The sequence below is a fragment of the Consotaella salsifontis genome, from assembly GCF_900167365.1.
In the GTDB taxonomy this organism is placed as follows: Bacteria; Pseudomonadota; Alphaproteobacteria; order Rhizobiales; family Rhizobiaceae; genus Consotaella; species Consotaella salsifontis.
Genome location: NZ_FUXL01000003.1, coordinates 1 through 22943 on the forward strand (window position 1 = coordinate 1; position 22943 = coordinate 22943).

Consider the following 22943-nt stretch of genomic DNA (forward strand, 5'->3'; position numbering starts at 1 on the left):
GGCACCGCCTCGACGCGGATGACGATGGTGCCAGCGCGATAGTCGATCGGCGCCAGACGCTTGGACTTGGCCAGAGAGAAGAACGGATAGGCCATGAGGTCCTGGGCGTCGCGCGGGGCAAGATCACCGGGCAGCGCCCGGAAGAGATCGAGCTGCTCGCGTTCGGCCTTGTGGGGATGAGCCGGCATCAGCGGGCGTCGCGCCCAGTGGTCCGCAGCAACGGCGAGGCATGCCGCTTGGCGGGAAGCAGCGAGCCGCGCGGATCGGAAGTCGAGGTGACGGCGCCGCGGTCGGCCCAGGCCTGGAGATCGTCGAGGCAATAGACGACACGGCCGCCGAGCTTGCGGTAGGCGGGGCCGGTGCCATAGGTGCGGTGCTTCTCGAGGGTGCGGCCGGAAAGACCAAGGAAGCGGGCGGCTTCGGGCGTGCGGAGATAGCGCGGCGGCAAGCCGGGGATGGTGGGCGTCATGATCGGGCCTTCGAGGGTTGAATGAGGCCGCCGGCGATCGGCGGCGAACGAAGGCCACGGTGGCGGAGAAGCGCCGCGCAGAGGGAGGGCGAAGAGGGAAAGCGAAAAATCGCCCCCTCGGCGGCAAAGGGTCAGTCGTGGCGGCGATGGCGGAAGAGATCGCGATAGCCGCCGCCGACCAGGCGGGTGCCCTCGCGCACGAGCCGTTTGACCTTGTCGCGCAGAGACGAGGTCTTCCACATCTCGTCGGCGAGCCGACCGGCACCGAACAGGACCGCAGCGATCTCGCGGTGGGTGGCGCCACAGCTTCGTCCGTCGAAGGCCTGCAGCGCTTGCCGGATGGTGTGGCGCCGCTGCGGCGTCAGCCGATCGTCGGGCGGAATGCGGCGACCGGCGAGCACATGCCGGTAGCGCTCCAGCGCGCGCAGCCGGTCAGGAAGATCGGCATCCAGCGGAACGATGGCGGCAAGGGCATCGTCGGCCGCGATGCCCGGCAGAACGAAGACATGGAGGGAGGAGAGGCCGGCGCCGAAGGCAAGGTCGAGACCATCAGTGCCAGCCGGAGCGGCGCCGGCGTCAGGCGGCGGAGCAACCTCGCCGGCAACAGGGGCAAGAACCGGCTTCTGCGTCAGCAGCACCGTCGCCGGATCGACCTCGGCCGTCCAGAACACCGTCGCATCGTTCGCCGTCTCGCTCGGTGCCGTTGGGAAATCGGATCCCCCAGCGCAGCCGCATCAGGCGCGCCAGATGCGCGGCGTTGCGCGCATGGTCCTGCACCTCGGCAAAGTCGCGCTGATAGTCCGGATTGCGGCGCAGGCACTCCCAGGCGAGATCGGAACCCGTGAGATCGTCGAGATAGTCGTAGTCGGACGAAGACCGCCATCGCGATGCATCAGGCACCATGGCATCCTCCTTGCCGCAAAACGCGCGGCTGCTGATGCCTTGAAAGATTCCCGCTGCGATTGTGCTTGGGAAGTCCGCCTGCCGGCATCACCCGATGCGGCGCCAGCATCACGGGGTGCAGTCAGTGCTGCTCTTCGCGCGCGAGAAAGCGATAGCCGGTCGTGCTCATCCAGCGGGCGCGGGCGAGATGGGCCTCATAAACATGCCTTGCGCGCTCCGGCTCCCGTGCCGGATCAAGCCCGAACAGCACAGCAGCCACCTCCTGCCAGTCGGCGCCGTCGGCCGCCGCGTCGAGAAGCCGCACGTAGAGCTTCACATGCGCGCGGTCGTAGTCGGTCAGCCCGTCGCTCTCGGGCGGCGCATCGTGTAGTGGCGAAGTGATCATGGCGGCCCTCGCAGAGGCTCCAGCGTCGGCGCTGCGATAGCACGGCGGCGGGATCGGCAGAAGCAGCGAAGCGGCACCAGATCGCGGCCCTCACTCCCGGCGCCGGATGTCGCCAGCATCGGCCTGTTGAATACGCACTATAGTTGATAAACTCATAGTATGTAAACGCGGCACGCCTTGCGCATGGATATGCGCAAGCTGGTCGGCCGAAACTTCGCCCGACTGCGTCGGGCTCAGGGCCTGACGCAGGAGGATGTCGAGGCGCGCTCCGGCTTCAGCCAGCAGTATCTCAGCGGCCTGGAGCGAGGGCGGCGCAATCCGACGATCATTACGCTCTACGAGCTCGCCCAGGCTCTCGGCGTCAGTCATGTCGATCTGGTCCAGCCGGACGATGAGGACGATCGTTGACGCGCCATCCTGCGACGCTGTGAAAGCTCCCTGGCCGGCCGGAGCCGACCAGGGAACGAGGTCCGTCAGTCGCCGGTCCGGCGGCTGGGGCGAGACCAGATCAGGCTGTAGCCGTCGCCGTTCTCGTCGTCGAAGAGGTTGGCGAAGATCGGAGCGGTGAAGCTCGGATCGTCGAGCTTGAGGCCGAGATAGTCGCGGCCCTCGCTGGAGCGCTTGGACCATGCGGCGCCGATTTCCACTCGACCTGCATAGACGCGGTGGCTGGGAGCGTTGTCGCTGGTGGTGCGCACCTCGGGAACGATGCGGACGTTCTTGGCCTGGACGGAAAGGGTGACGATTGCGCCGGTGAACTCGTTGTCGCCGGTCTTCTTGAAGGTGCCGATGGTCGCCATGGTGGTTCTCCTTGATCTCTTGTCTTCGAGCCCGCACCGTTGCGGCCTCGATGGCGATCGACGGGCCGAGGGCGATCGGCGCCGCATCCGCTTGCGGGCCGCAGCGGCAGCGGAGGATGGCAGCCGGACGGCTTTCTTGATCCGCGCGGAATGACGGCGTCCTCGGGGCCCCACGCGGCTCGCCGCGTGGGGTGGGGACCTGACAGGGGAAGAAAGTTGGCCGGCGCCATTGCGGCCAAGTCGATCGAGGCGCAGCCGGCCTTCGGCCAGATCAGCCCATTGAAGAGGCCGTTCGGGAGCGCTCGATCTGCGGGAAGATCAATGGAGACGTCACGGCCGGCGAGAGGAATCAAGGCCCGGCAGCACGTGGGCGCCTCGGTCGTGGACCTGCCCTCGGCGTTGCCTCGCCACATCAAAGAGATACGCGCCATCGGCGACAATCAGCGGCGTCAGGCGCCAGCATCAGGGCTATGCCATCAAGAAATGGGCGCCGATACTGCGCGGGCGGGCGTCGTATCCGGATCGCTGGACAGAGGTACTCCTACGATTGCCACCGTGCGTAGAATCGGTGACAACGGGCCGTCAGCCGAGTGTCAGCTTCCGGGCTGGACGGGGGAGGCAGACAAATTGAACCGCGTGAGAGAGAGACCTTTCTCCGTGAATGCCTTACGTTTGTCGCGGATGCTTTGGGGGAGACGTGACTGCCCATTTCGAAGACATAGGAGCTCCGCCTACCGCTGGCGCGCCGCTGAGCGCAGATCAGGCTGTCGCCGGGCCACGCATTCCGCCCCAACAGCAGATTCTCATATACTCCGCCGAAGAATGGGAAATTTTCATTCAGGAGTGGGCGCACTACTGCCTCAAGCAGGAATACATCAAGGTGCAACGCGCGAGCGGTGCTGGCGACAAGGGAATCGACGTCGCCGGGTTTGCCGGCGTCGCTTTGCTACAGGGCGTTTGGGACAATTACCAGTGCAAGCACTATGATCACGCGCTCTACCCGAGCGACGCCTGGCCTGAGATTGGCAAGATTCTCTGGTACTCGTTCAAGGGAGATTACAACCCGCCAAGGCGCTACTACTTCGTAGCTCCCCGAGGAGTTGGCACGACGCTCGCAGGCTATCTGGGCGATGTGGCGAAGCTCAAGATGCTGCTAATCGAAAATTGGGACAAGAATTGCCGCAAGAACATCACCGATACACAAGAAATCGCCCTTGAGGGCAAATTCTTCGAACATGTGAAGACGTTTGACTTCTCGATTTTCGAAGCCAAGACCGCGCTTGAGATTATCGAGGCTCACCGGGCGAGTCCGGTTCATATCGCCCGCTTTGGCGGCGGTCTGCCCAATCGTCCGGACCCCGGTGCGCCTCCCGAGGAGATCGCTCCGCCCGAAAGCAGGTATGTGGCGCAACTGCTCAGCGCCTATGCCGAGCATACCAATGCACCAATTCCCGACGTTTCCGCCCTGAAAGCATGGTCCAAGCTCAACGACCATTTCGGCCGCCAGCGAGTAGCCTTCTATCATGCGGAGTCGCTCCGCCTCTTTGCTCGCGATACCGTGCCGGAAGGGACATCTGAGTCCCTACAGGATGAGATTCACGCAGGCGTGGTCGATGTTTGCGAGGCGGATCACTGCGACGGCTATGATCGCGTCTGCGCCGTCACCAAGGAAGCTCGGAATCTGCCTATCACATCGAACCCGCTTATCGCACGAGCGAAGGTGCAGGATCGCGAAGGCATCTGCCATCAACTGGCCAACGAGGATCGGTTGGAATGGTCGAAGCCGTAGCCCGACGCAAAGTGCCCGCCACCTTCAATGGGGCCCTAGAAGCGGGCGTGCGCGCTGTTGCTTTGCTCGCCGCCGCGCACCCGTATTCATTCGACTTGCAACGCTTGATCGCATTCGATTATTTGCTCGTGCATACGGCCGATGTTGGAGGACCCGCGAGCCTTCACCCGCCCGCTCCCCTTCATCCCGCAGAGCTGCTCGTACGCCGTAAACTGGTCGAACAGGCTTTGCTGCTCATGATGACCCGCGACCTTGTGCAACGAGAGGTCTCGACCGAGGGCATCCGTTACCGCGCCGGAGAGAACGCGACACCATTTCTGCAGGCGCTTCAGTCCGGTTATCTCGGCGCGCTCAAGGACCGCGCCGCGTGGCTCGTCGGTGAGTTCGGCGCCCAGTCGGATACGGACTTCCGCGCCCTGATGCGGCGCTTCTTCGACCGCTGGGTTGAGGAGTTTCAGGTGGCAGAAAGCAGCCTTGGGGTGGAGTCGTGATCACGCCAGGCTTGCGCATCCGCCATCTTGCATTCCATGGCCCGAACCGCGAAGCGGCTGCAGTCGAGTTTGGCGCAGGGCTCAATCTTCTCTATGGCGCCTCCGATACCGGCAAGTCGTTCGTCGTCGAAGCCATCGATTTCATGCTTGGCGGGAAAACCGCGCTGCGAGACATTCCCGAGCGCATCGGTTACGATCTCGTGTTGCTCGGTATCGAAACCATGGATAGCGAGCAGTTCACGCTTTCCCGGAGCGCAGACGGCGGAAATTTCCGCCTGTTTAGGGGCCTTTATCTTGAGCCACCACCAGCTGATAGCGAGGCGCGCGAACTTGCTGACCAGCACAGCGAGCGGAGTGCCGATAACCTTTCGAGCTTCCTCCTCGAAAAGTGCGGGCTGAATGCCAAGCGAGTGCGCAGGAACAAGCGGGGTGACACGAACAGCCTCAGCTTCCGCAACCTCGCGCGCCTGATGATCGTCACGGAAACTGAGATCACCTCTCAGCGCTCGCCGCTGACCGACGGCAACCCCACTGCCGACACGCCCAACTTCGCGACTTTTAAGCTTCTGCTGACCGGCGTAGACGATTCAGCGCTCGTCGCGCAGAGGGCCGCGACGCCGGAAGACCAAACGCGCGAAGCACAAATCGAGCTGCTCGACCAGCTCATCGGCGAGTACCGGGACCGGATAAAGGGGCTCGCGAAACAGCCGAAGGAGCTGGAGGACCAGCTAGGACGGCTTGAGGGCTCGCTTGACGCATACACACAGCAGCTCACGACCAGTGAAGCGGATTTCCGCCGCCTTTCGGGGCGGCGACGCGAGTTGCGCGAACGACTGGAGCAGGGAAAGGATAGGCGCGCCGAGATCACTTCGCTGTTGGAACGGTTCGACCTTTTAGGGGAGCATTACCGCTCCGATGTAGATCGGCTTCGCGGCATTGAGGAAGCGGGTACTTTGTTCAGCGTGCTCGGTCATACGCAATGCCCGCTTTGCGGCGCGCCACCCGAGCATCATCAGCGTGATGCTGAGTGCGGTGGAAACGTGGAGGCTGTGGTAGCTGCCGCCCGCAGCGAGATTGCAAAAATCGAGCTGCTGCAGAGAGAGCTTGATGACACTGTTGCCGCGCTACGCCGCGAGGGAGCGGGATTCGACCGGCGCTTGCCGAAGGTCGAGGGGGAACTTTCCTCCGTCTCGTCTGAACTCGAGGGCTTGACTGCGCCGAAGCTCAGGCAGCTCCGCGCCAGCTACGGCGAACTGGCAGATAAAAGGGGCGAGGTGCGCGAAGCGCTCGCGATCTACCGCACGCTTCAGGATATGGAGAAGCGGCGCGAAGACCTGGAGCGGGGAAGCGACCAGCGCGCCGCCGCTGTGTCGGATGGCGACCTTCCAACGACAGTGGCGACAAACTTTGCGCAGCGCGTTGAGACCATCCTCAAAGGCTGGCACTTCCCAGGTGCGGACCGCGTGTATTTCGACGCAAAGGCACGGGATCTCGTTATCGGTGGGAAATTGAGAACGGCGCGAGGCAAGGGCCTTCGCGCAATCACCCATGCCGCCTTCACCATTGGCCTTCTTGAATACTGCCGGGAGAACAACACGCCCCACCCTGGCTTTGTGGTCCTTGATTCCCCATTACTGGCGTACCGCGAGCCGGAGGGGGATGACCTAGACCTAATAGGCACAGACCTAAACGCGCAGTTCTACTCGTACCTAGCTAAGCTACCTGTGGACCGCCAGGTGATCGTCATCGAAAACCGGGACCCGCCATCCGAAGTTTCGGCCCGTCCGAACGTGCTCATGTTCAGCAAGAACCCAAATAGCGGCCGCTACGGGTTCTTCCCCCTGGCTGCGGGCGTAGTAGGTACTGCCGCTGAATAGTGCGAACAGCGAGCTTCCAAGTGTCTGCACTGGGATGGTTTGCCATCTCCCAGCATGGTGCGTCTTCGGCGCCAAATCGCCGTCTGAGCGTAATTCGATCCGAGATCGATCCCGTCGAAGCCGAGCCGGGCACACAGATGACCAAGATCCCTGAGAAGCGCGACTTTCCAGTGAGCCAGGTGCGGCGCTACCTGGAGCCGGGGTCGATCGTGCTGGTTTCGTCGAAGTGGCGGGACAAGACGAACATCATGACGCTGGGCTGGCACACGGTGTTGGAGTTCTCGCCCTCGCTGGTGGGGCTGATGATCTCGGGCGGCAACCACAGCTTCCGCATGATCCGCGAGAGCGGCGAGTGCGTGATCAACCTGCCGACGACGGCGCTGACCGACACGGTGGTCGGCATCGGCAACACCAGCGGCGCTGACATCGACAAGTTCGCCGAGTTCGGACTGACGGCCGAGGAGGCGTCACAGGTCGACGCCCCGCTGATCGGCGAGTGCCACGCGAACTTCGAATGTCGGCTTCATGACGACGCGCTGGTCCAGCGCTACAACTTCTTCATCTTCGAGGTGGTGAAAGCGCATGTCGCGCCGTCGCCCGAGCATCCCGAGACGCTGCACTATACCGGCGACGGCGTCTTCATGGTGGCGGGCGAGATCATCGACCGCCGCTCGTTGTTCCGGCCGGAGATGCTGGGCTGACGCGGCGCTTACGCGCCGCCGAACCGCCAGACGGGAATGCCGAGCTTGCGAGCCTTGTCGGCAAGGTTGGCCTGGATGCCGCTGCCGGGAAAGACGATGACGCCGATCGGCAGCGCCTCAAGCATATGGTCGTTGCGCTTGAAGGGTGCGGCCTTGCCGTGGCGGGTCCAATCCGGTTTGAAGGCGATCTGCGGGATCTCGCGATGATCGGCCCAGCGGGCGGCAATCCGCTCGGCGCCCTTGGGCGAGCCGCCGTGCATCAGCACCATGTCAGGGTGCTTGGCGTGGACCTGGTCGAGCTTCTCCCAGATCAGCCGGTGGTCGTTGAAGTCGAGACCGCCGGTGATGGCGACCTTCGGTCCCGCCGGCAGGAGCACTTGCGTTTCGGCCCGCTTCTTCGCGGCGAGGAAGTCGCGGCTGTCGATCATGGCGGAGGTGAGAGCCTTGTAGTTGACCATGGAGCCGGTGCGTGGACGCCAGGATGAGCCGGTGTGGCGCTCGAAATGCTCGGCGGCCTGGTCGCGCATCAGTTCGAAGGCGTTGCGGCGCTCGATCAGGGTCTGGCCCTCGGCCGTAAGGCGCTCCAACTCGACCGACTTCACCTCGGAGCCGTCCTGCTGCTCCCGGCTGCGGCGCTGCGCCTGCTCGTTGGTGTCGAGCTCGCGCTCGATGCGGCCCGTGGCGCGGTGGAAGAGATTGACCGTCGACCAGAGCAGATCCTCGAGATCGGGTTCGAGGCGCGTTTCGCCGAGCGTGGCGACAAGGGCGTCGAAGATGTCGGCGATGGCGCCGGCGACGGCGTTGCCATCGGGAAGTGGCCGCGGGTCCGGCTCGTTCTCGAAGGGGCGGAAGCCGTAGAGCTGAAGCTCGGCGAGGACGTGGCTCGTGGGGGATGCGCTGTGGTGGGGCTCGAAGGTGTCGTCTTCGCTGGTCATGGGATGCTCCTGTCTTGCCTGGACCGCGCCCGCCGCGGCCTTCCATGGCGCCGCAAGACGGTGGACGGGACGGGCCTGCACCCGGAGCGACCGGCATGATCGCCGACAGGCTTTCGGGATCGGATAAGATCATGCCGGGAAGGAGCGAAAGGGCCGCAGCGACAGCGGAGGATGGCGAGAGCCGGTTGTTTTGCCTCGCGCTGCAAAGGCCCTGCCACAAATTCGTGGAAGGGCCGGCGGAAAAGAACCGGCACGAGCCATTGCCGGCCTGTCCCGTCTGCCGTCCGGTCGCCCTCTCAGGAAGGCCCGGGCGCGGCTCTTTGCGAAGAGAACGGAAGCATCTGCAACGAAGGGACGACGCCGGCCTTGGCCCAAGCGCGACATCCTTCCTTCAGGCCGGTACCGAGCGATCCAGAAAGCGCGCGACGTCCTGCGGGGCAAGCTGGACGCGGACAGAGGTCCGCAGTGCGTCGATGCCGAGGTGCTGCAGATCCTCGTTGTAGTCGCCGAGGCTCGGCACCAAGGGCAGCGCCTCGATCCCGGCCGCCTCGGCCCTTTCGGCGAGGGCTCCGCAGACGCCGATGCCCGCCGGATCATTGTCGCGAACGAGATAGAGCCGGCGCAGCGTGTCGGGCAGCAGCAGGGCGGCGAGATGCGCAGCGGAAAGAGCGGCCGCCATCGGCATTGTCGGCAGGACACAGTGCAGCGACAGCACCGTTTCGATGCCTTCGCCCGCCGCCATGACGTCGTGCGCGACACCAAAGCGGACGGCGTGTCCGGCGAGGTCGCCCATGGCGCGGCGCGGCGTGTCGATCGGCGCCTTGCCGAGGGTCGCCTCGCTAAAGCCCACGGGATCGAGATAGGTGCGGTGGACGCCGGTGAGCCGACCGGCGAGATCGGTGACGGCGGCGATCATCGCCGGCCATGTCTCGGTGGGGACATGCTCGCCCGGTCGATAGAAGCAGCGCGGGTGGAACCGAAGGGCAGCCGTGCCTTGCAGCGCAGCGATGCCGCGTCGGCGGAGATAGGCTTCGGCCAGCGTGCCGGCGATCGGCTGGCTCATGGCGAACAACCGCCGTGCCGCTTCCCGCGCGCCAGATGGCGCCGGCAAGGCTTCATAGGTTGATGGCGCTGGTTCCGGCTTGGTCTGCGGCAGGCTGAGAAAGCGGCGCACTTCCGCCAGAACCGCGGCGAAGTCGGCAAGGCCGCAGCTCTCGCGGATGATGTCGAGGAGATCGCCATGCTCGCCGGTGGCCGCATCGGTCCAGTGACCGGCCGCACCCTTGCCGGTATCGGGACCAATAAGCCGGACGAACATCGATCGGCCGGGTGTGTTGTGAACATCGCCGACCGTCCAGTAGCGGCCTTGGCGGCGACCATTGGAGAGATAGTGCCGGCAAACGGCTTCGGCGTTTTGGGCCATCCGGCGCGCCAAATCATGCGGGGTCTCCGTCATGATAGAATCCTCCAAAGGAAAGGCCCGCCGGCGGAGCTCCACGAAACACATTCGCGAAGGCTCCGACCGACGGGCCGGCAAGACTGGATCGCGGTGAGCTATTCGGCGGCGATCGGTTCGACCGCGTCGGCCTCATCAGTGTCGGCGAGGCTGTCCTCTTCGACCACGACCGTTTCGCCGCCGTCCGCTGCCGTTTCCTCGATGGCTGCGTCCGGCTCCGCCGCATCGGCGCCGTCGATGCCTTCCATGGCGTTGGAGACTTCGGCGTCGCTCTGGACCTGCGCGGTCTCATGGCCCGGCGTGCGCAGCGGCTCCGGCAGCCAGCGCGTGCCGGCCAGCAGCGTCTCAGCCTCCGCCGCCATGTCGCCCTTCTTCAGATGAGCGATGCGATCGGCAGCACGCTGGCCCTTCGCGTCCGCGACCGCCTGGAGAATGTGGGCCTTGGTGACGCGGCCGAGGAAGCTCTCCACCGTTGGCGTCCAGCCCGCCGCGGACATGTCGAGATCGACGGCCTCGGCCAGCCGATCGGCATGGGCAAGCGCCCGCGGTCTCCGGTTCCAGGTCTCGTGGGTCGCGTTGACTGACAGGGAGACGACATGGGCGAAGAGCACTGAGCGGCTGTCGGCGTCGAAGGCCTGCAGCGCATCCCAGAGTTCGCCGGGCTCCTTGGGCAGGACCTTGGCCCAGTCCTCGTGCCGGCGGCGGATCGCTTCAGCCGAGGCGCTGTCGGCAAGACCCGGCACCTGAATGCCGAAGCCGGCGCTCTTGAGATCGAGCTCCAGGCAGCTGTCGAGGCTATAGGTGTAGAACACCTTCAGCGTCAGCGCATGCAGGGCGGCGAGGAAGGCAACGTCCGGCCGCTCGCCCAGCGCCTGACGCAAGGCCAGCGTCCGATGCGCCGTCAGTTCCGTCATCAGCCGGTCGGAGATCGGCGTCAGGCCTTCATCTTTCTCCGGTTCTGGGGATGGCGACGAAGGCTCGACCGTGGCGGTATCGCGGTCACCGTCGCCGGTTGCGGCAACGCCATCGGCGTTCTCTGCATCGGCTGGCGCTGCTTCCGGCTCGACGGGCCGCTCGTCCTCGGGACGGACGAAACCGCGCTCGACGCGCAGCATGCCGTCATGGCCGATGCTGACGAACGTGCCGGCTCTCGCCACCTCGTCGGGGTCGAAGGCCGGAGGCCGCGCCTCGAAACCTTCCAGTGCCGTCTCCAGCTCTCCGAGACGCTCGTCGACCGCCTCGGGAAGCTCGTCGGCATCGGAGTGCTCCTCCGTCAGGCGATCGTATTCTGCCTGCAAAGCGTCTCGCGCCGCTTCCTCCTCCGCCGTCAGCGGCATGGGCTCGCCGCGCAGTTGGCGCAGGCCGAAGCTGTGGCCATAGGCGAAGTCGGGCGCCACCTCGATCCACTTCCAGCCTTCGGCGGCAATTGCTTCGGCTTCCGCCGCGAGCTTCTCGACGACCAGTCTGTCGACGAGAGCGACATCCTGTAGCCAACCGCCGTCATCGCCCTGGAAGAGATCGCGCAGTACCGTGCCGCCGGCCTCGACATAGGCCTTGAGACCGATGAACTGCGCCCGCTTGTCGGAGGCGCGCACCGCGCCTTCGGTCAGCATTCGGCGAATGGTATAGGGCTGCCTGTCGTAGGCGTGCTGCAGCCGCTCGAACACCTGTTCCTGGCGCTCGTGATCGCCGGAGACGGAGAACGCCTCCAGCTGTGCAAGCGTCATGCCGTCCTTGGCATAGTCGTCGAGAAGCTTCGGCGAGACCGAGGCGAGCTTCAGGCGCTGCTTGACGACGTTGACCGAGACGAAGAAGGCCGCGGCGATCTCCTCTTCCGACTGACCTTTCTCGCGAAGGGCAAGGAAGGCCCGGAACTGGTCGAGCGGATGCAGTGGCGCGCGCTGGACGTTCTCGGCGAGCGAATCTTCCTCGGCCGCGATGTCGGTGTCGGCCTCGCGGATGACGCAAGGCACCGGCGCGGTCTTCGCCAGCCGCTTCTGCTTCACCAGCAGCTCCAGCGCGCGATAGCGGCGCCCGCCGGCGGGGATCTCGTACAATCCGGTCTCGGCGCCATCGGCATCGACGACGGCGCGGACGCTGAGGCCCTGCAGGAGGCCGCGCCGGGCGATGTCTTCGGCCAGTTCCTCGATGGAGACGCCGGCCTTGATGCGCCGGACGTTCGACTGGCTGAGCACCAGCTTGTTGAAGGGGATGTCGCGCGAGGACGACAGCGAAATCTTGCGAACGGCACTGGCCATGGTGGGATGCTCCGCGACGAGCGCCGAGAGCCTTTCTCTCGGACGGGAAACTCGTCACGAAGCGAAGCGCCGCCCTCTTCCTTTGGGAGGGCAGCGCCGCGGCAACGATGGTCAGGAAGGCGGAAACGCAGAAGCCGGAGCGGTGGCCTGGGTGGCAGGGAGCACTCCGGAACCAGCGGCTTTCAGCCCGCGCCGAAGCCATTCCGCTCGAGGTCCTTGATGCGGACGATCATGGCGCGTCGCGGATCGCCGGGAAGCTCCTCGAAGCCGAAGCGGCGATAGAAGCCGCGGACCTCCTCATCAAGCGGATGGGTGAGAACGCCGAAGCTGCCAATCTGCCGGGACACCAGGACCGATGTCGTCAGGGCATAGAACAGCAGCGATCGGGCAACCCCCATGCCCTGGAACCGACGGTCGACGGCAAGCTGGCCAAGCAGGAAGATCGGGATCGGGTCCGGCTTGTTGCGTTGCGATGCCTTGGGCAGGAACTCGCGCTCGATCTGCCCGGTGCTCAAGGTGACGTAGCCGGCGATGGCGCCGCTTTCGCTGTCTTCGAGCACGGTGGTCCGGGAGACGCCGAGCTGTTGATTGCGCCAGGCGTGGCGCCGGAACCACTGGTTCATCGACTCGCGGCCGCAGTCGAAGCTCTCCCGGTCGTCGCTCTCGTCGAGCGGCCGCGGCGGCTTTAGTCGCGCCATGCCGGCACGGTCTTGGCGAGATCGCTGAGACCCGGCACATCCTTCGCCGGGCTTGCCGCCCAGGCCTCGACCTTCTCCCACTCGGCGGCGGGAATGACCACGAGGTTCTGGTGGACAAGATCGAGTTCGGCCGCCTCCACCGCCTTGCGGCGGATGAAGTCGCTCAGGTTCGTGCGGGCCTGCTCGGCCGCTGCCTCGAGAAGCTCGCGCTCGCGAGCCGAGATGCGGACGCTGACCGGTGCGAGATGGGCCATGGCGATGCTCCGAAGGTCGGTAGGACAACAGCATACATGATGGCGGAGACAAAAGCGATCAAGGTCGTCGGGCGTCTGGTCGAGACCGGAAACCAGACGATACACGAACGCTGAACGGCAAAGCCGGAGACACGGCATTCCCCATCTCCGGCTTGGCGCCATCACGCTGCCCGGTCGAGCAGCTTCTTCGCCCGTGCTTCCATGTCGAGCCGGGCATCCTGGTGCGGCTTGTCGCGCGCGACGGCGGTGATGCCTTGCACGAAGTCGAAGACGCTCTCCGGCTTGCGTCCTTCCTCGGCGAGCACCGTCTCGATGATCTTCGCTGTCTCCCCCTTGGAGAAGCCGCGCTTGCGCAGGAATTCGGTGCGGTCATCGTCGCTGCGCGCGACGATCTTCTCTCGTGCGGCCTTGATGCCGTTGATGAAGGGCATGGGCGAGGAGTTGGCAAAACGGGTCAGCGCCGGCCCCGCCTCATGGGCGAAGCGCGAGGCGGCATACTTCGAATGGCGGATGGTGATTTCCTGGAAATCCTCAACGCCCCAAAGATTGCGGTTCTGGCAGACCGCCCGGAGATACAAGCTCGCGATGCCGAGCGTCTTGGCGCCGACCTCGGAGTTCCAGCAGTAGAAGCCCCGGAAATAGAGGTCCGGCGAGCCATCCGACAGCCGACCCGCCTCGATGGGATTGAGATCGTCGACCAGGAAGAGGAACACGTCCCGGTCCGAGGCATAGAGCGTCGTCGTGTCCTGCGTGATATCGACCTGCGGATTGTAGATGCCGGTCGACCAATCGAGCACGCCCGGCACCTTCCATCGCGTGTCGCCGGTGCCGTTGCCGGCGATCCGTTGCACCGCCTCAACCAGCTCATGGTCGAAGATGCGGCCGTAGTCCGGGCCGGTCACCGCGCGCAGCTCGACGCGGCCATCCTCGATCTCCAGCGTCTTGACCTGCTCGGCGCGGTGCGAGGTCAGGCCATATTGCAGATTGATGCCGGCGAGCGGCGCCGGAAGCTGGCGCAGATAAGCCGCTGGCGCGCCGACGAGGCTCGAGAGCTGGCCGAAACTCCAATGGGTGGGCGCAACGGGCTGCTCGGCGCCCGGCAGCATCAGCGCCAGGCGTTCAGGATCGTCGCGACTTGCCTCGACACGGATAGTGGCACTCTCGACCGTCCGCGTGCGGCTCCGCTCGGTCCGGCCCCGCACGGCGGCATGAAGCTCCGACAGCGACAGATAGCGCTCGTCCGCCGGCCGCGAGAACCACTCCGACGACACGCGGCCGCTCGTCCCGCCGCGGCTTGCATCCACCTTGTAGCCGCCATTATTGCGCTCAACACCAGCGTCGCTCAGAATCTCCACCTGGGTCATGGGACATCTCCATGACGGGCGCCGGAGACCCTCTCTCTGGCTTCCAACCCGTCACGGAAATCTCAGCCAACCTCTTGCTCTCTGGTCAGGCAGAGGCAGAAGTCCGGCGGCAATCTTCAATAGCTCCGGTCCGGCAGCAAGGCGCCATATCAGCCGTTGGTGCTATTTCCAACATCGCCCGCAAGCGGACATCGCAGACCGCCCGCCGGCGGTCGTGGTTGCGCCAGAAGCGGGAGTCGCTACGGTGTACGTCAGAAAAGCGCCTTCGCGGACTGGCGGGTTCCAGACATCTGGCGGCTTGTGCGACCTTCATGAATGCTCTGGGTTGAGGTAAGCAGAGTGCCTCTGCAGCTGGATTCTAGCTATTTTTTAATTGACATATGCTCATTTTATAGCTACAAAACAATGGCATCTATGAGGATTGCCATGAGCAAGAAAACCATGACACTCAACCTCACCGAGGCTGAAATGAGTGCCCTTGAGGCGCTGTGCGCGAAGAAGGACCTCAGCAAGATCGGCCTGATGCGGCAAGCCCTGCGGCTCTACCAGATGATCGACACCCGGGTGGAGCGCGGCGGCAAGCTGTATTTCGAGGACGACCAGACGAGAGAAAAGTCGGAAATCATGATGCTATGACATCGTATTCCGTCTTCATCATCGATGCGTCCTTACGGCAGCCCGTCGAGGCCGAACTGCTCGATACCATCGGCGAGCGACAGCTGCTGGACTGGCAATTCCAGTGGCGCCGGACCCTGGAGACCTATCTGCGGCGTCTTGCCGAAAACGGAGTGACCCGGCAGGGTCTCAACTGGCCGCAAAGCTGGCATTGGGACTGGCGCGCAAAGGTCGACGAAGTGCGCGGTCTGCTCGGCCACACGGGCTATAGCGTTATCTGCCGGGATGTGACCCAGGGCATGATGCGGCTCGATCTGGCGAGCCGCACGGCACGTCTCGACGAGCAGGCCGGCAAGCCGCTGGTTTATATCGACTACCTCGAAATCGCGCCGTGGAACTGGCACGAATCCTATGCCGATCCGCCGCTTTATCGCGGCATCGGCCAGGTGCTGATCCGGACCGCGATCCAGAGGAGCTTCGACGAAGGCTTCCACGGTCGTGTCGGCCTTCATTCCCTGCCGCAGGCGGTCACCTTCTACGAGCACTGCGGCTTCACCAATCTTGGCACCAATCCGAACGAATATCGTGGGCTGCTACCCTATTTTGAGATCACGACGGAGCACACCAGGACGTTCTTATGAGGAGAAGCGCAATGACCTACAGCACGACTGCTGACTGGGCCCTCGCCAGGGCGGCGCTCGATGAGACGTCGACCCCCGGCGCAGGCCCCCTTTCTGCCCGTCCCCATGTGCCGGGCGAAGCCTTTTGGCTCCGAGGCGAGGAAACCCGTCTGGCCTTCGCCCGCTTTGTCAACATGGCGCGTCGCCAGCGCGGCTGGTCGATCGAAAAGCTCGCCGATGACGCCGACATCGAGGTCGGCGAGCTGATGAGCATCGAGCAGGATGCCCATCACGAACCGGAACTGCGCACAATCTGGCGGCTGTCCGAGGTTTTCGATGTCTCGCAGGCGCGATTGATGGAGCTGGCAGGGCTGGCTTCGCCCAAGGACACACAGGCCATCGAGGAAGCTGTCCGTTATGCGGCGCGCTCAACGGCCATCACCGCCCTGACAATTGAGGAGCAGGCCGCCTTTGACGGCCTCGTCTCCGTGCTGCGCGACAAGGCGAAATAACGGGCCGACGGCGGCCCGGGGAGTTCACGATGGCGCGGAACTATATCCTGAGACGCAAAACCCAGCAGGAAATCGACGAGCGTGTCGAGCGTGTCCTGGCGCGTCTGGGGAATCCCGAACCACCACTCGACCTCCGGGTCGTCCGCGATCTGCTTTCGCTCGATCTGACCTACTTCCGGAATGATGACCCCTCGCTTGCCGATGAGGTCATCAGCCGCATGCGCATGGCCAGCAAGCAAATCATCCGGCGTCCCATGCTCTTCTTCGAGGCCGTCGCCAAATTCGATCTGCGCGCGCTCTATCTGCCGGACAACAAGCGCATCCTGCTCGATCAATCGCAGCCCGAACTGAAGCACCGCTGGCATGAAGCGCACGAAATCGGCCACAGCATCATACCCTGGCATGAAGGGGCCATGCTCGGCGATGATCGCTTCACCCTGAACCAGAACTGCCATGACCAGGTCGAGGCCGAAGCCAATTTCGCGGCCGGCCGCCTGCTTTTCCTCCGGGACCGCTTCACTGCCGAAGCCCGCGACCACGCGCCTTCCATCGAAGCCGTGCGCGCGCTCAAGCCGGTCTTCGGCAACACCTACACCACGACCTTCTGGCGCTCTATCGAGACCTGGGGTGTGTCTTTGCCGATTGTCGGCATGATTTCCGACCATCCGCACCCGGCGCGCCGGTCGGCCGATTTTGACCTCGCCACACCCTGCGAGCATCTGGTTCGCTCGCCGGCCTTTGCCGCCGGGTTCAGCGGGGTCGGGGAAGCCGAGGTCTTCGAGCTTGTCTCAGGCTATTGCCAACCGCGACGGGCCGGGCCGCTGGGCGAGGCCGAAATTGTGCTCACCGACGACAATGGCGATGCCCACGTCTTCCGGTTCGAGAGCTTCAGCAACAGCTACCAGACGCTCACCCTCGGGGTCTATCAACGCCCCTACGCGCCGTTAGTCCGGTTCGGCACCTGACGGTGACCGCTATCGCGACACCATTGGACCTGGCCCTGCTTGACCCAGAAGTGACAGCGGCAGGCGTTGAGCTGGCGCACGGAGGGGTCGATCGTCGGCCGCAGCAGCCAGTCGAAGCGCACCGCCCACCGGGGTCGCCGCGATTGGCTCAGCGAGAGCTGGATCTTCTCGCCGCACCCGCCCGGACAGCGGAAGCAGGCCCATTTATCGAGGGCACCGTCACGCACGACGACCAGCGACCCCGCCTGGAGCTGTTCCGGTGTCGGATGCCGGGGGGTGACCCGCGCAACCAGATCGGTGCGGCCGATCAGCCGGCACCGCTCGGCAATCCAGCGGCAAAGATGGCTAAAGGCGCGCATCATCTGATCCGATCCATGAAGGGGTCCATGTCGCCCCGGCCCCAATAGTCCTCGCGCGCGCAAATCGGACAGTGCGGCGCCTGAAGGGCGCCGCGCTTGCGCTCGATGCCCCGGTCCAGCCGGCGAACCCGCTCCCAGGCCCAGCCCCCTTCACCGCGATAGTCGGTCAAGCCCTGTAGCAGCTCATTGACGGCAAGTGCAGCCGTCTCGGTGGTGAAGGTCACCACGGCCGGGGCCGGGTTCTGACCGCCACGGACATAGGCCTCGCGCTTCTGCCGCTCATAGTCCTCCGGCGCTTCCCGCCGCAACGCTTCCTCGCCGGCGATCCTCGGATCGACAACGCCACGGCAGGCCAGACAAGGGGCGCCGGGGGTCAGCACCGTGACCCGCGCCGACATGTCCCGCATGGCCGCCGACGCGGGCTCGATCGCAAGCCCCATGTCGATCACCGGGATCAGATAGAAATGCGAAAAACGATTGAGAAACATCCGGCCGGTATGGTCATCCGTGCAGCCGAAAATCACGTCGCAGGCTTTCAGCGCATCCCGTGCGGCTTCAGCCTCGATCCAGCCGCGATGGGTGTGGACACGCACGCCGAGGCCTAATTCCGTGATCTCGCGCGCGAGTACCTCGACCTTCGGCCGCATGGCGTCGGCATCTGCCCGGCGCGCGCCATGGAGGCGGTTCAGATTGGAGGTCTCGACGATATCGTCGTCGAACAAGGCGAGCTGACCGATGCCGAGCCGGGCCAATAGCATCGCCGTGGCGCTGCCCGTGCCGCCGCAACCGACGACGCCCACCCGCATCGCCGCCAGATGGCCGTTGACGGCTTCGCCGAACAACAGGGCCTGACGCACCAGCGCCGCGTTCGAGGTGCCGGCCTCGCCACCGAAATAGAGCAACCGGGAGCCGACGCTCCGGACGATGTCGGCCGCGACCGGTTCCTTGTCATCGAACCAGGCGCGCGCCATGAAATGATCGCCGCCGGCAAGCAACACACTTGCCATGATCGCCTCAGCGCCATTGCGGTTGCGCAGCAGCCGGTAAAGGTCGCGTTCGTTCGTGTAGTCCTGCCGCGAGAATGCCCGCATGCCGGCCGGATGGCTGTGCGCGATCGCCGGCACCAGACCCTGTTCGGCCGACCGGCGGCACAGGCTCACGAAGGAAGCCGTCGACCAGGTGACATGCCGGGCACTCGCCGAAATCTCGTCGTCCGCCGGGACGGGAATGATCTCGTGAGAAACCAGCCGAAGCCGGCGGCGTCGGGACCAGGGGTCCATCCCCACAGTGTTGCGCCCGAACAGGACATAGGCCGAGGCCTCGATCCCGTCCGGGCGTCGCAGCAGGTTGCGGAGGGTGTCGGCATGGCGCGCCTGCAGGGTCACATCGAGCTGCATCACGCGGCCTCCTGCAGCGCATGTTCGACCCGCTTGAGCATGGTCCAGATGCCGTCCACGCCCGGACGCCAGTTATTGTTGTGCCGGGACCATCGCTGCCACTTCTGATTCTCAAACTGCTGGGGCTGATCCGCGCAGTTGGGATAGCGGCTGGATCGCACCAGGCTCAGCCAGGGCAGCGCATAGAACATGTCCGGCGGCGTGTCGGGATACCCGCGCGGGAGGAGGATCAGGATATCCGCCGTGACGACCTGAAATTTCGCGGTCGGCAGGACGAAACCCGGCAGGATGACGCCCTTGCGGCCGCCATCCTCCACTTCCCGGAAGGCCAGTCCCCGTTCCTCAAGATAGCGCCGATCGGCGGTCGGGAGGAAGCTCATGCCCCGCCCTCCGTCGTCTGGCTGATGCCGGTGAAGAAGCGTTCCAGGCCCTTGCCATCGAGCCGCACCAGCTCGGTGTCGCCGATCGGCCGATCCTCGGCGCCGCGCACCTCCAGCCAGACGCCGTAGGTCTTCGGGTCGACCTGCGCGAGCGTCTTCAACACCCGCCCGCTGATCGCGCAGGCGCCCCATTCCAGCACCTGACCGTCGAGCTCGATCCGAAATGACTCGGCCCCCGGAAAGATGAGGAAGCGTTCGACCTGACCGCCGCGCAGGTCGGTCGTTTCGTCCTGGCGCAGCTCTTCGAGCTCGCCATCCCGCAGGATCTGGAACACCAGATGTTCCTCGGGGATGCGCACGCCGGCGGCTTCGAGGATCTGCCGGCCGGTCGGCACCGGATCGTCGATCCGCACCGGCCGGAAATTCAGGTCGGCGTCCCCCACACTGATGCGGAAAGCGCCGTCGTGTCCGTTCTGCTCTGCAGCCATGATGGCCTCCTATGCCTGTCAAACGGCGAGGCCCTTGCCATTGGCGACCTCGACATGCCATTTATGTCGAGTAGTATAGGAGGGCGCTCGCAGAGCGTCAAGATAAACATGTCGAAATCGCCATGACCATCGGACACGAGAAACCATCGGACATCTTCAAGGAACGACTGCGCGCCGCGCGCGAGAGCCTGCGCCAGATGAGTCAGGCCGCTCTGGCCAAGGAGAGTGGCCTGCCGCCCAGCTCCATCGCCCATTTCGAGGCCGGCACCCGCAAGCCGTCCTTCGACAGCCTGCGCAAACTGGCCAACGCGCTCAGCGTGACCACGGATTTTCTGCTTGGGCGCACGCACAATCCCGAGGGCGCGGCCGAGGCCGATCCGCTCTATCGCGACATGCAGAAGCTGAATGATGAAAACCGACGGCAGGCCGCCGACTTCATGCGCTTCCTGGCCGAGAAGCATGACAAGGAGGCCGGGAAAAAATGAACGGCGACCCCGACCTGAAACAGAAGCAGCTCATGCGCCGCGCCGAGCTGGTGCTCCAGGAGCACGGACTGCTGACGCTTCCGGTCGACCTGGACGCGCTGGCTCAGGCTGCCGGCATCCACCTGCGCGAGATGGACCGCAAAGCCGAGGGCGTGTCCGGCATGCTGCTGCGCTACGGCGACCAGTTCGGCATCATGTACGCCACCCACATCGACAATGAAGGCTTCGAGCGCTTCAGCATCGGTCATGAATTCGGCCACTACTTCGTCGAAGGCCATCTCGATCACATCCCTTTCGACGGTGGGGTGCACCGCTTGAGGGCCGGCTTCATCTCCTATGATCCCTACGAACGCGAGGCGGACTATTTTTCGGCCGGGTTGTTGATGCCATCCTCTCTCATTCGCCCGGTCCTGCGGCGAGCGCAGGAGGGGTTGCCGAGCGTCGAGGCCATCCGCTGCGCGGCGAAGGCGTCGCTGACCGCTTCCGCCATCCGGTATATCGACGAGACCGACGATGCCGCCGCCATCGTCGTCAGCCGGCAGGGCCAGGTCGATTACTGTTTCAAGTCCGAATCCCTGAAGCAGTTGAAAGGACAGAGCTGGCTCCGCAAGGGGGCGGCCCTGCCGGCGGGCACGCTCACGGCGTCGATGGCCGCCCGCCCGGCGACCGAACGCCGTGGCCGCCGGGATGAAACCGAAACCGATATTCTCGACTGGTTCGGCGGGGATCGCGCGGTGCGCGTGGTCGAACAGGTAGTTGACCTTGGCTGCTACGACCGAGTGCTCACCGTCCTCTCCTGCGCGCAGCTTGTCGACGACACCTATCGCGACGAAGACGATTCCGACGAGTCCGACGAAGCCATGGAGGCGCGCTGGACGCCGCGCTTTCGCTGATGAGCAATGACACCGTGTTTTGGGCCACTTCGGCTAGTGGACGATGCTCGGCATTCCCACAAAGGCTGGAGCTGTATCGACACCGAGGGCCTTGGAGCCCCGGAGGCCGTTGGCGAGGCGTCCGAGCGGCAGGTCATCCGTTATCCCCATTCCATGCCACCAGAATGATCCTCGTTTCTTCACCCAGTACGCCGCGACGACCGGGATGGGGTGCACAGCGGTTGTTCTCGCGAGGGCTAAAACCAGCGTCCGCTTCGGGTCAGGTTGAGAAGTCGCGTCGGTCAACCGCTACGTCCGCTTCGATTGGTGGCTTGCCAAAAAGCTGCCAGTCCGCTTACGTACAGGGTTTCGGGCGCCGCGAGGCGTACGAAAGCCTCCGAAGAACGAACCCGTGGGATGCCAGGGGGAGATCTATGAGGTTTTCGTCTGACGGCTGTGCCGGGATGAATCGCGCTGATGTCTGGGCGGCGCTGATTTTGACGTGTGGTGCCGTCGTTGTCGATCGGATGCCGATGCCTGGGAAGCCAGAAGCGGCGGGACGGCGGCGATTGCGATGCCGATATCGGTGTGCCGCACGCGGCTGACTATGACCCGGAGCGCGTTGTCTCGGATCGGTGGTGGCTTGATGCCATGCCGAATCATGGCGAACAGTCCCAGTTTGACGATGGGCGTGGCGGCGGCCCGCGCGGCTGTCGCCAGCCCAGGATGATCCCGACGACGGTCATGCGTCCGCCACAGCAGGGACAAGGCGGGCGAGTATCGGGCGGCTCGGAGACTTCCTGCTGCTCGTCACCGGGTGGTTGCGTCGGGGACGGAGCATCGAGGAGCTTGCGGATGCGATCGAGGCTGGCCTTGCGGTCCGGGCCGGTCAGGAACCCGTACTGCCGGATGCGGTGGAATCCCTTTGGCAGGACGTGAAGAAGGAAGCGACGGATGAACTCGTTGGCCGCGAGCGTCAGAGTGCGATGGCGGGCAGCGCCGTCCTGGCGGTAGTCCTTCGCGGAAGGTGACGCTCGCCCCGTCGAAGGCGAGGATGCGCCGCGACGAGATCGCGACGCGGTGGGTGTAGCGCGACAGATAGGCGAGCACTGTCCTTGGCCCCGCGAAGGGCGGCTTGGCGTAAACCATCCATCGCTTGCGCCTCACGGGCGCGAGATGACGGGCGAAGGCTCGTGGCTCGGCCAGATGTGCCAGGGTGCCGACAAAGGCGAGGCTGCCGGCATCGTGAAGAGCAGAGAGCCCATCGAGGAACAGGCGTCGGAACAGCGCGCTGAGAACCTGGACCGGCAGGAGGAAGGCAGGGCGCGCGGAGATCCTGCGCGTTCCGTCCGGCAAGAGGCCGCCGCCCGGCACGATCATGTGGACGTGAGGATGGTGGGTCATGGCCGAGCCCCAGGTGTGGAGCACGGCGGTGAAGCCGATGCAGGCACCCAGATGCCTCGGATCGGCGGTGATCCTCGTCATCGTCTCTGCTGCCGCCCGGAACAGGAGGCTGTAGATGGCGGCTTTGTTCTGGAAGGCGAGCGCCGCGATCTCGGACGGCAGCGTAAAGACAACATGGAAGTAGCCGACCGGTAGGAGGTCGGCCTCACGCTCGGCAAGCCAGTCGCGGGCGGCCGCGCCCTGGCACCTCGGGCAGTGTCGGTTGCGGCAGGAGTTGTAGGAAACGCGCAGATGAGCACAGTTGTCACAGCCCTCGACGTGGCCGCCAAGGGCTGCGGTGCGGCAGTGCTCGACCGCCGACATGATCTTGAGCTCGGCCAGGCTCAGATGTCCGGCCTTGGCGGCGCCATATAGAGGCCCTGCGGCACGAAAGATGTCGGCGACCTCGATCGAGGCGCGCATGGCC

At 64.9% G+C, this 22943-nt stretch carries 26 protein-coding genes and 2 pseudogenes; 11 read left to right on the forward strand and 17 right to left on the reverse strand.

The window, feature by feature from the left end; translation table 11 throughout:
- The 5 genes and pseudogenes from B5D38_RS04165 to B5D38_RS04185 all read right to left on the reverse strand — a co-directional run.
- A pseudogene (locus tag B5D38_RS04165) lies at positions 1 to 188 on the reverse strand (replication initiator protein A); the annotation flags it as partial.
- Entirely contained in the window at positions 188 to 469 is a 282-nt protein-coding gene (locus B5D38_RS04170) for a helix-turn-helix transcriptional regulator (protein WP_078707140.1), read from the reverse strand. The gene B5D38_RS04170 and the pseudogene B5D38_RS04165, both read right to left, overlap by 1 nt.
- 131 nt (positions 470 to 600) lie before the next feature.
- Positions 601 to 1140: a DUF2285 domain-containing protein gene (locus tag B5D38_RS04175; RefSeq protein ID WP_078707141.1), complete on the reverse strand. Its 540-nt coding sequence runs from the start codon at positions 1138 to 1140 to the stop codon at positions 601 to 603.
- Positions 1046 to 1372, reverse strand: a complete 327-nt coding sequence (locus B5D38_RS22165) for a transcriptional regulator domain-containing protein (RefSeq protein WP_165690783.1) — start codon at positions 1370 to 1372, stop codon at positions 1046 to 1048. Before B5D38_RS22165 ends, B5D38_RS04175 begins: the two co-directional genes overlap by 95 nt.
- 121 nt (positions 1373 to 1493) lie before the next feature.
- Positions 1494 to 1757 (reverse strand): DNA -binding domain-containing protein, encoded by a 264-nt coding sequence (locus tag B5D38_RS04185; protein ID WP_116002575.1) that lies wholly within the window; start codon positions 1755 to 1757, stop codon positions 1494 to 1496.
- Positions 1758 to 1940: 183 nt separating this feature from the next.
- On the opposite strand from B5D38_RS04185, the gene B5D38_RS04190 reads away from it, so the two are divergent.
- Positions 1941 to 2165 carry a helix-turn-helix domain-containing protein gene (locus B5D38_RS04190; protein WP_078707142.1) on the forward strand — a complete coding sequence of 75 codons (225 nt, stop codon included), beginning with the start codon at positions 1941 to 1943 and terminating at the stop codon, positions 2163 to 2165.
- Between the two features lie 65 nt (positions 2166 to 2230).
- Here the strand turns inward: B5D38_RS04190 and B5D38_RS04195 are convergent, their stop codons facing one another.
- Positions 2231 to 2557 carry a DUF736 domain-containing protein gene (locus B5D38_RS04195; protein WP_078707143.1) on the reverse strand — a complete coding sequence of 109 codons (327 nt, stop codon included), beginning with the start codon at positions 2555 to 2557 and terminating at the stop codon, positions 2231 to 2233.
- 697 nt (positions 2558 to 3254) lie between these two features.
- Here B5D38_RS04195 and B5D38_RS04200 point away from each other — a divergent pair.
- From B5D38_RS04200 to B5D38_RS04215, 4 genes are all read left to right on the forward strand, one after another.
- The gene (locus B5D38_RS04200) at positions 3255 to 4346 is read left to right on the forward strand and encodes an ABC-three component system protein (protein ID WP_078707144.1); all 1092 of its coding nucleotides are present in this window, start codon (positions 3255 to 3257) and stop codon (positions 4344 to 4346) included.
- Positions 4331 to 4837: an ABC-three component system middle component 2 gene (locus tag B5D38_RS04205; protein WP_078707145.1), complete on the forward strand. Its 507-nt coding sequence runs from the start codon at positions 4331 to 4333 to the stop codon at positions 4835 to 4837. The genes B5D38_RS04200 and B5D38_RS04205 overlap by 16 nt, the downstream gene beginning before the upstream one ends.
- Positions 4834 to 6714 (forward strand): ATP-binding protein, encoded by a 1881-nt coding sequence (locus B5D38_RS04210; protein ID WP_245318822.1) that lies wholly within the window; start codon positions 4834 to 4836, stop codon positions 6712 to 6714. Before B5D38_RS04205 ends, B5D38_RS04210 begins: the two co-directional genes overlap by 4 nt.
- A gap of 137 nt (positions 6715 to 6851) precedes the next feature.
- Entirely contained in the window at positions 6852 to 7415 is a 564-nt protein-coding gene (locus B5D38_RS04215; protein ID WP_078707146.1) for a flavin reductase family protein, read from the forward strand.
- Between the two features lie 8 nt (positions 7416 to 7423).
- On the opposite strand, the gene B5D38_RS04220 is transcribed toward B5D38_RS04215, so the two are convergent.
- The 6 genes from B5D38_RS04220 to B5D38_RS04245 form a co-directional block, all read right to left on the reverse strand.
- A complete protein-coding gene (locus tag B5D38_RS04220; RefSeq protein ID WP_078707147.1) occupies positions 7424 to 8350 on the reverse strand; it encodes a DUF2493 domain-containing protein in 927 nt (308 codons plus the stop codon).
- A 391-nt stretch (positions 8351 to 8741) separates the two neighbouring features.
- On the reverse strand, positions 8742 to 9806 hold the full coding sequence (locus tag B5D38_RS04225; protein ID WP_078707148.1) for a DUF7146 domain-containing protein: 1065 nt from the start codon (positions 9804 to 9806) through the stop codon (positions 8742 to 8744).
- A gap of 98 nt (positions 9807 to 9904) precedes the next feature.
- A complete protein-coding gene (locus B5D38_RS04230; protein ID WP_078707149.1) occupies positions 9905 to 12064 on the reverse strand; it encodes a ParB/RepB/Spo0J family partition protein in 2160 nt (719 codons plus the stop codon).
- 182 nt (positions 12065 to 12246) lie between these two features.
- A complete protein-coding gene (locus tag B5D38_RS04235) occupies positions 12247 to 12762 on the reverse strand; it encodes a GNAT family N-acetyltransferase (RefSeq protein WP_078707150.1) in 516 nt (171 codons plus the stop codon).
- Positions 12750 to 13016: a type II toxin-antitoxin system TacA family antitoxin gene (locus tag B5D38_RS04240; protein ID WP_078707151.1), complete on the reverse strand. Its 267-nt coding sequence runs from the start codon at positions 13014 to 13016 to the stop codon at positions 12750 to 12752. Before B5D38_RS04240 ends, B5D38_RS04235 begins: the two co-directional genes overlap by 13 nt.
- Before the next feature lie 161 nt (positions 13017 to 13177).
- A complete protein-coding gene (locus B5D38_RS04245; protein WP_078707152.1) occupies positions 13178 to 14380 on the reverse strand; it encodes a DUF932 domain-containing protein in 1203 nt (400 codons plus the stop codon).
- A 426-nt stretch (positions 14381 to 14806) separates the two neighbouring features.
- Here B5D38_RS04245 and B5D38_RS04250 point away from each other — a divergent pair, with 426 nt between their 5' ends.
- Genes B5D38_RS04250 through B5D38_RS04265 form a run of 4 tightly spaced genes read left to right on the forward strand, consistent with a single transcriptional unit; the run spans position 14807 to position 17092 of the window.
- The gene (locus B5D38_RS04250; protein WP_078707515.1) at positions 14807 to 15016 is read left to right on the forward strand and encodes a transcriptional regulator; all 210 of its coding nucleotides are present in this window, start codon (positions 14807 to 14809) and stop codon (positions 15014 to 15016) included.
- On the forward strand, positions 15013 to 15636 hold the full coding sequence (locus B5D38_RS04255; protein ID WP_078707153.1) for a GNAT family N-acetyltransferase: 624 nt from the start codon (positions 15013 to 15015) through the stop codon (positions 15634 to 15636). The genes B5D38_RS04250 and B5D38_RS04255 overlap by 4 nt, the downstream gene beginning before the upstream one ends.
- Positions 15637 to 15647: 11 nt before the next feature.
- Positions 15648 to 16127, forward strand: coding sequence for a helix-turn-helix domain-containing protein (locus tag B5D38_RS04260; RefSeq protein WP_078707154.1), 480 nt, complete (start codon positions 15648 to 15650; stop codon positions 16125 to 16127).
- 29 nt (positions 16128 to 16156) lie between these two features.
- Positions 16157 to 17092 (forward strand): ImmA/IrrE family metallo-endopeptidase, encoded by a 936-nt coding sequence (locus B5D38_RS04265; protein WP_078707155.1) that lies wholly within the window; start codon positions 16157 to 16159, stop codon positions 17090 to 17092.
- On the opposite strand, the gene B5D38_RS04270 is transcribed toward B5D38_RS04265, so the two are convergent.
- Genes B5D38_RS04270 through B5D38_RS21800 form a run of 4 tightly spaced genes read right to left on the reverse strand, consistent with a single transcriptional unit; the run spans position 17062 to position 19716 of the window.
- Positions 17062 to 17454, reverse strand: coding sequence for a ubiquitination-like system serine protease family protein (locus B5D38_RS04270; RefSeq protein WP_207552888.1), 393 nt, complete (start codon positions 17452 to 17454; stop codon positions 17062 to 17064). The two genes, B5D38_RS04265 and B5D38_RS04270, sit on opposite strands and share 31 nt — an antisense overlap.
- Positions 17451 to 18848: a ThiF family adenylyltransferase gene (locus B5D38_RS04275; protein ID WP_207552889.1), complete on the reverse strand. Its 1398-nt coding sequence runs from the start codon at positions 18846 to 18848 to the stop codon at positions 17451 to 17453. Before B5D38_RS04275 ends, B5D38_RS04270 begins: the two co-directional genes overlap by 4 nt.
- Complete coding sequence (locus tag B5D38_RS21795; RefSeq protein WP_116002577.1) at positions 18848 to 19228, reverse strand: E2/UBC family protein; 381 nt, start codon at positions 19226 to 19228, stop codon at positions 18848 to 18850. The genes B5D38_RS04275 and B5D38_RS21795 overlap by 1 nt, the downstream gene beginning before the upstream one ends.
- Positions 19225 to 19716, reverse strand: a complete 492-nt coding sequence (locus tag B5D38_RS21800; protein WP_116002578.1) for a multiubiquitin domain-containing protein — start codon at positions 19714 to 19716, stop codon at positions 19225 to 19227. The genes B5D38_RS21795 and B5D38_RS21800 overlap by 4 nt, the downstream gene beginning before the upstream one ends.
- A 122-nt stretch (positions 19717 to 19838) precedes the next feature.
- Here B5D38_RS21800 and B5D38_RS04285 point away from each other — a divergent pair, with 122 nt between their 5' ends.
- Positions 19839 to 20201 (forward strand): helix-turn-helix domain-containing protein, encoded by a 363-nt coding sequence (locus tag B5D38_RS04285; RefSeq protein WP_207552890.1) that lies wholly within the window; start codon positions 19839 to 19841, stop codon positions 20199 to 20201.
- Positions 20198 to 21094, forward strand: coding sequence for an ImmA/IrrE family metallo-endopeptidase (locus B5D38_RS04290; RefSeq protein ID WP_078707157.1), 897 nt, complete (start codon positions 20198 to 20200; stop codon positions 21092 to 21094). The genes B5D38_RS04285 and B5D38_RS04290 overlap by 4 nt, the downstream gene beginning before the upstream one ends.
- A 638-nt stretch (positions 21095 to 21732) precedes the next feature.
- Here the strand turns inward: B5D38_RS04290 and B5D38_RS04295 are convergent.
- Positions 21733 to 22939, reverse strand: a pseudogene (locus B5D38_RS04295) (IS91 family transposase).
- Between the last annotated feature and the right edge of the window lie 4 nt (positions 22940 to 22943).

Coding starts and splice junctions, on each gene's coding strand:
- B5D38_RS04170 (WP_078707140.1), bottom strand. CDS start 469: ATGACGCCCACCATCCCCGGCTTGCCGCCGCGCTATCTCCGCACGCCC.
- B5D38_RS22165 (WP_165690783.1), bottom strand. CDS start 1,372: ATGGTGCCTGATGCATCGCGATGGCGGTCTTCGTCCGACTACGACTAT.
- B5D38_RS04185 (WP_116002575.1), bottom strand. CDS start 1,757: ATGATCACTTCGCCACTACACGATGCGCCGCCCGAGAGCGACGGGCTG.
- B5D38_RS04190 (WP_078707142.1), top strand. CDS start 1,941: ATGGATATGCGCAAGCTGGTCGGCCGAAACTTCGCCCGACTGCGTCGG.
- B5D38_RS04195 (WP_078707143.1), bottom strand. CDS start 2,557: ATGGCGACCATCGGCACCTTCAAGAAGACCGGCGACAACGAGTTCACC.
- B5D38_RS04205 (WP_078707145.1), top strand. CDS start 4,331: ATGGTCGAAGCCGTAGCCCGACGCAAAGTGCCCGCCACCTTCAATGGG.
- B5D38_RS04215 (WP_078707146.1), top strand. CDS start 6,852: ATGACCAAGATCCCTGAGAAGCGCGACTTTCCAGTGAGCCAGGTGCGG.
- B5D38_RS04220 (WP_078707147.1), bottom strand. CDS start 8,350: ATGACCAGCGAAGACGACACCTTCGAGCCCCACCACAGCGCATCCCCC.
- B5D38_RS04225 (WP_078707148.1), bottom strand. CDS start 9,806: ATGACGGAGACCCCGCATGATTTGGCGCGCCGGATGGCCCAAAACGCC.
- B5D38_RS04230 (WP_078707149.1), bottom strand. CDS start 12,064: ATGGCCAGTGCCGTTCGCAAGATTTCGCTGTCGTCCTCGCGCGACATC.
- B5D38_RS04235 (WP_078707150.1), bottom strand. CDS start 12,762: ATGGCGCGACTAAAGCCGCCGCGGCCGCTCGACGAGAGCGACGACCGG.
- B5D38_RS04240 (WP_078707151.1), bottom strand. CDS start 13,016: ATGGCCCATCTCGCACCGGTCAGCGTCCGCATCTCGGCTCGCGAGCGC.
- B5D38_RS04245 (WP_078707152.1), bottom strand. CDS start 14,380: ATGACCCAGGTGGAGATTCTGAGCGACGCTGGTGTTGAGCGCAATAAT.
- B5D38_RS04250 (WP_078707515.1), top strand. CDS start 14,807: ATGAGCAAGAAAACCATGACACTCAACCTCACCGAGGCTGAAATGAGT.
- B5D38_RS04255 (WP_078707153.1), top strand. CDS start 15,013: ATGACATCGTATTCCGTCTTCATCATCGATGCGTCCTTACGGCAGCCC.
- B5D38_RS04260 (WP_078707154.1), top strand. CDS start 15,648: ATGACCTACAGCACGACTGCTGACTGGGCCCTCGCCAGGGCGGCGCTC.
- B5D38_RS04265 (WP_078707155.1), top strand. CDS start 16,157: ATGGCGCGGAACTATATCCTGAGACGCAAAACCCAGCAGGAAATCGAC.
- B5D38_RS04270 (WP_207552888.1), bottom strand. CDS start 17,454: ATGATGCGCGCCTTTAGCCATCTTTGCCGCTGGATTGCCGAGCGGTGC.
- B5D38_RS04275 (WP_207552889.1), bottom strand. CDS start 18,848: ATGCAGCTCGATGTGACCCTGCAGGCGCGCCATGCCGACACCCTCCGC.
- B5D38_RS21795 (WP_116002577.1), bottom strand. CDS start 19,228: ATGAGCTTCCTCCCGACCGCCGATCGGCGCTATCTTGAGGAACGGGGA.
- B5D38_RS21800 (WP_116002578.1), bottom strand. CDS start 19,716: ATGGCTGCAGAGCAGAACGGACACGACGGCGCTTTCCGCATCAGTGTG.
- B5D38_RS04285 (WP_207552890.1), top strand. CDS start 19,839: ATGACCATCGGACACGAGAAACCATCGGACATCTTCAAGGAACGACTG.
- B5D38_RS04290 (WP_078707157.1), top strand. CDS start 20,198: ATGAACGGCGACCCCGACCTGAAACAGAAGCAGCTCATGCGCCGCGCC.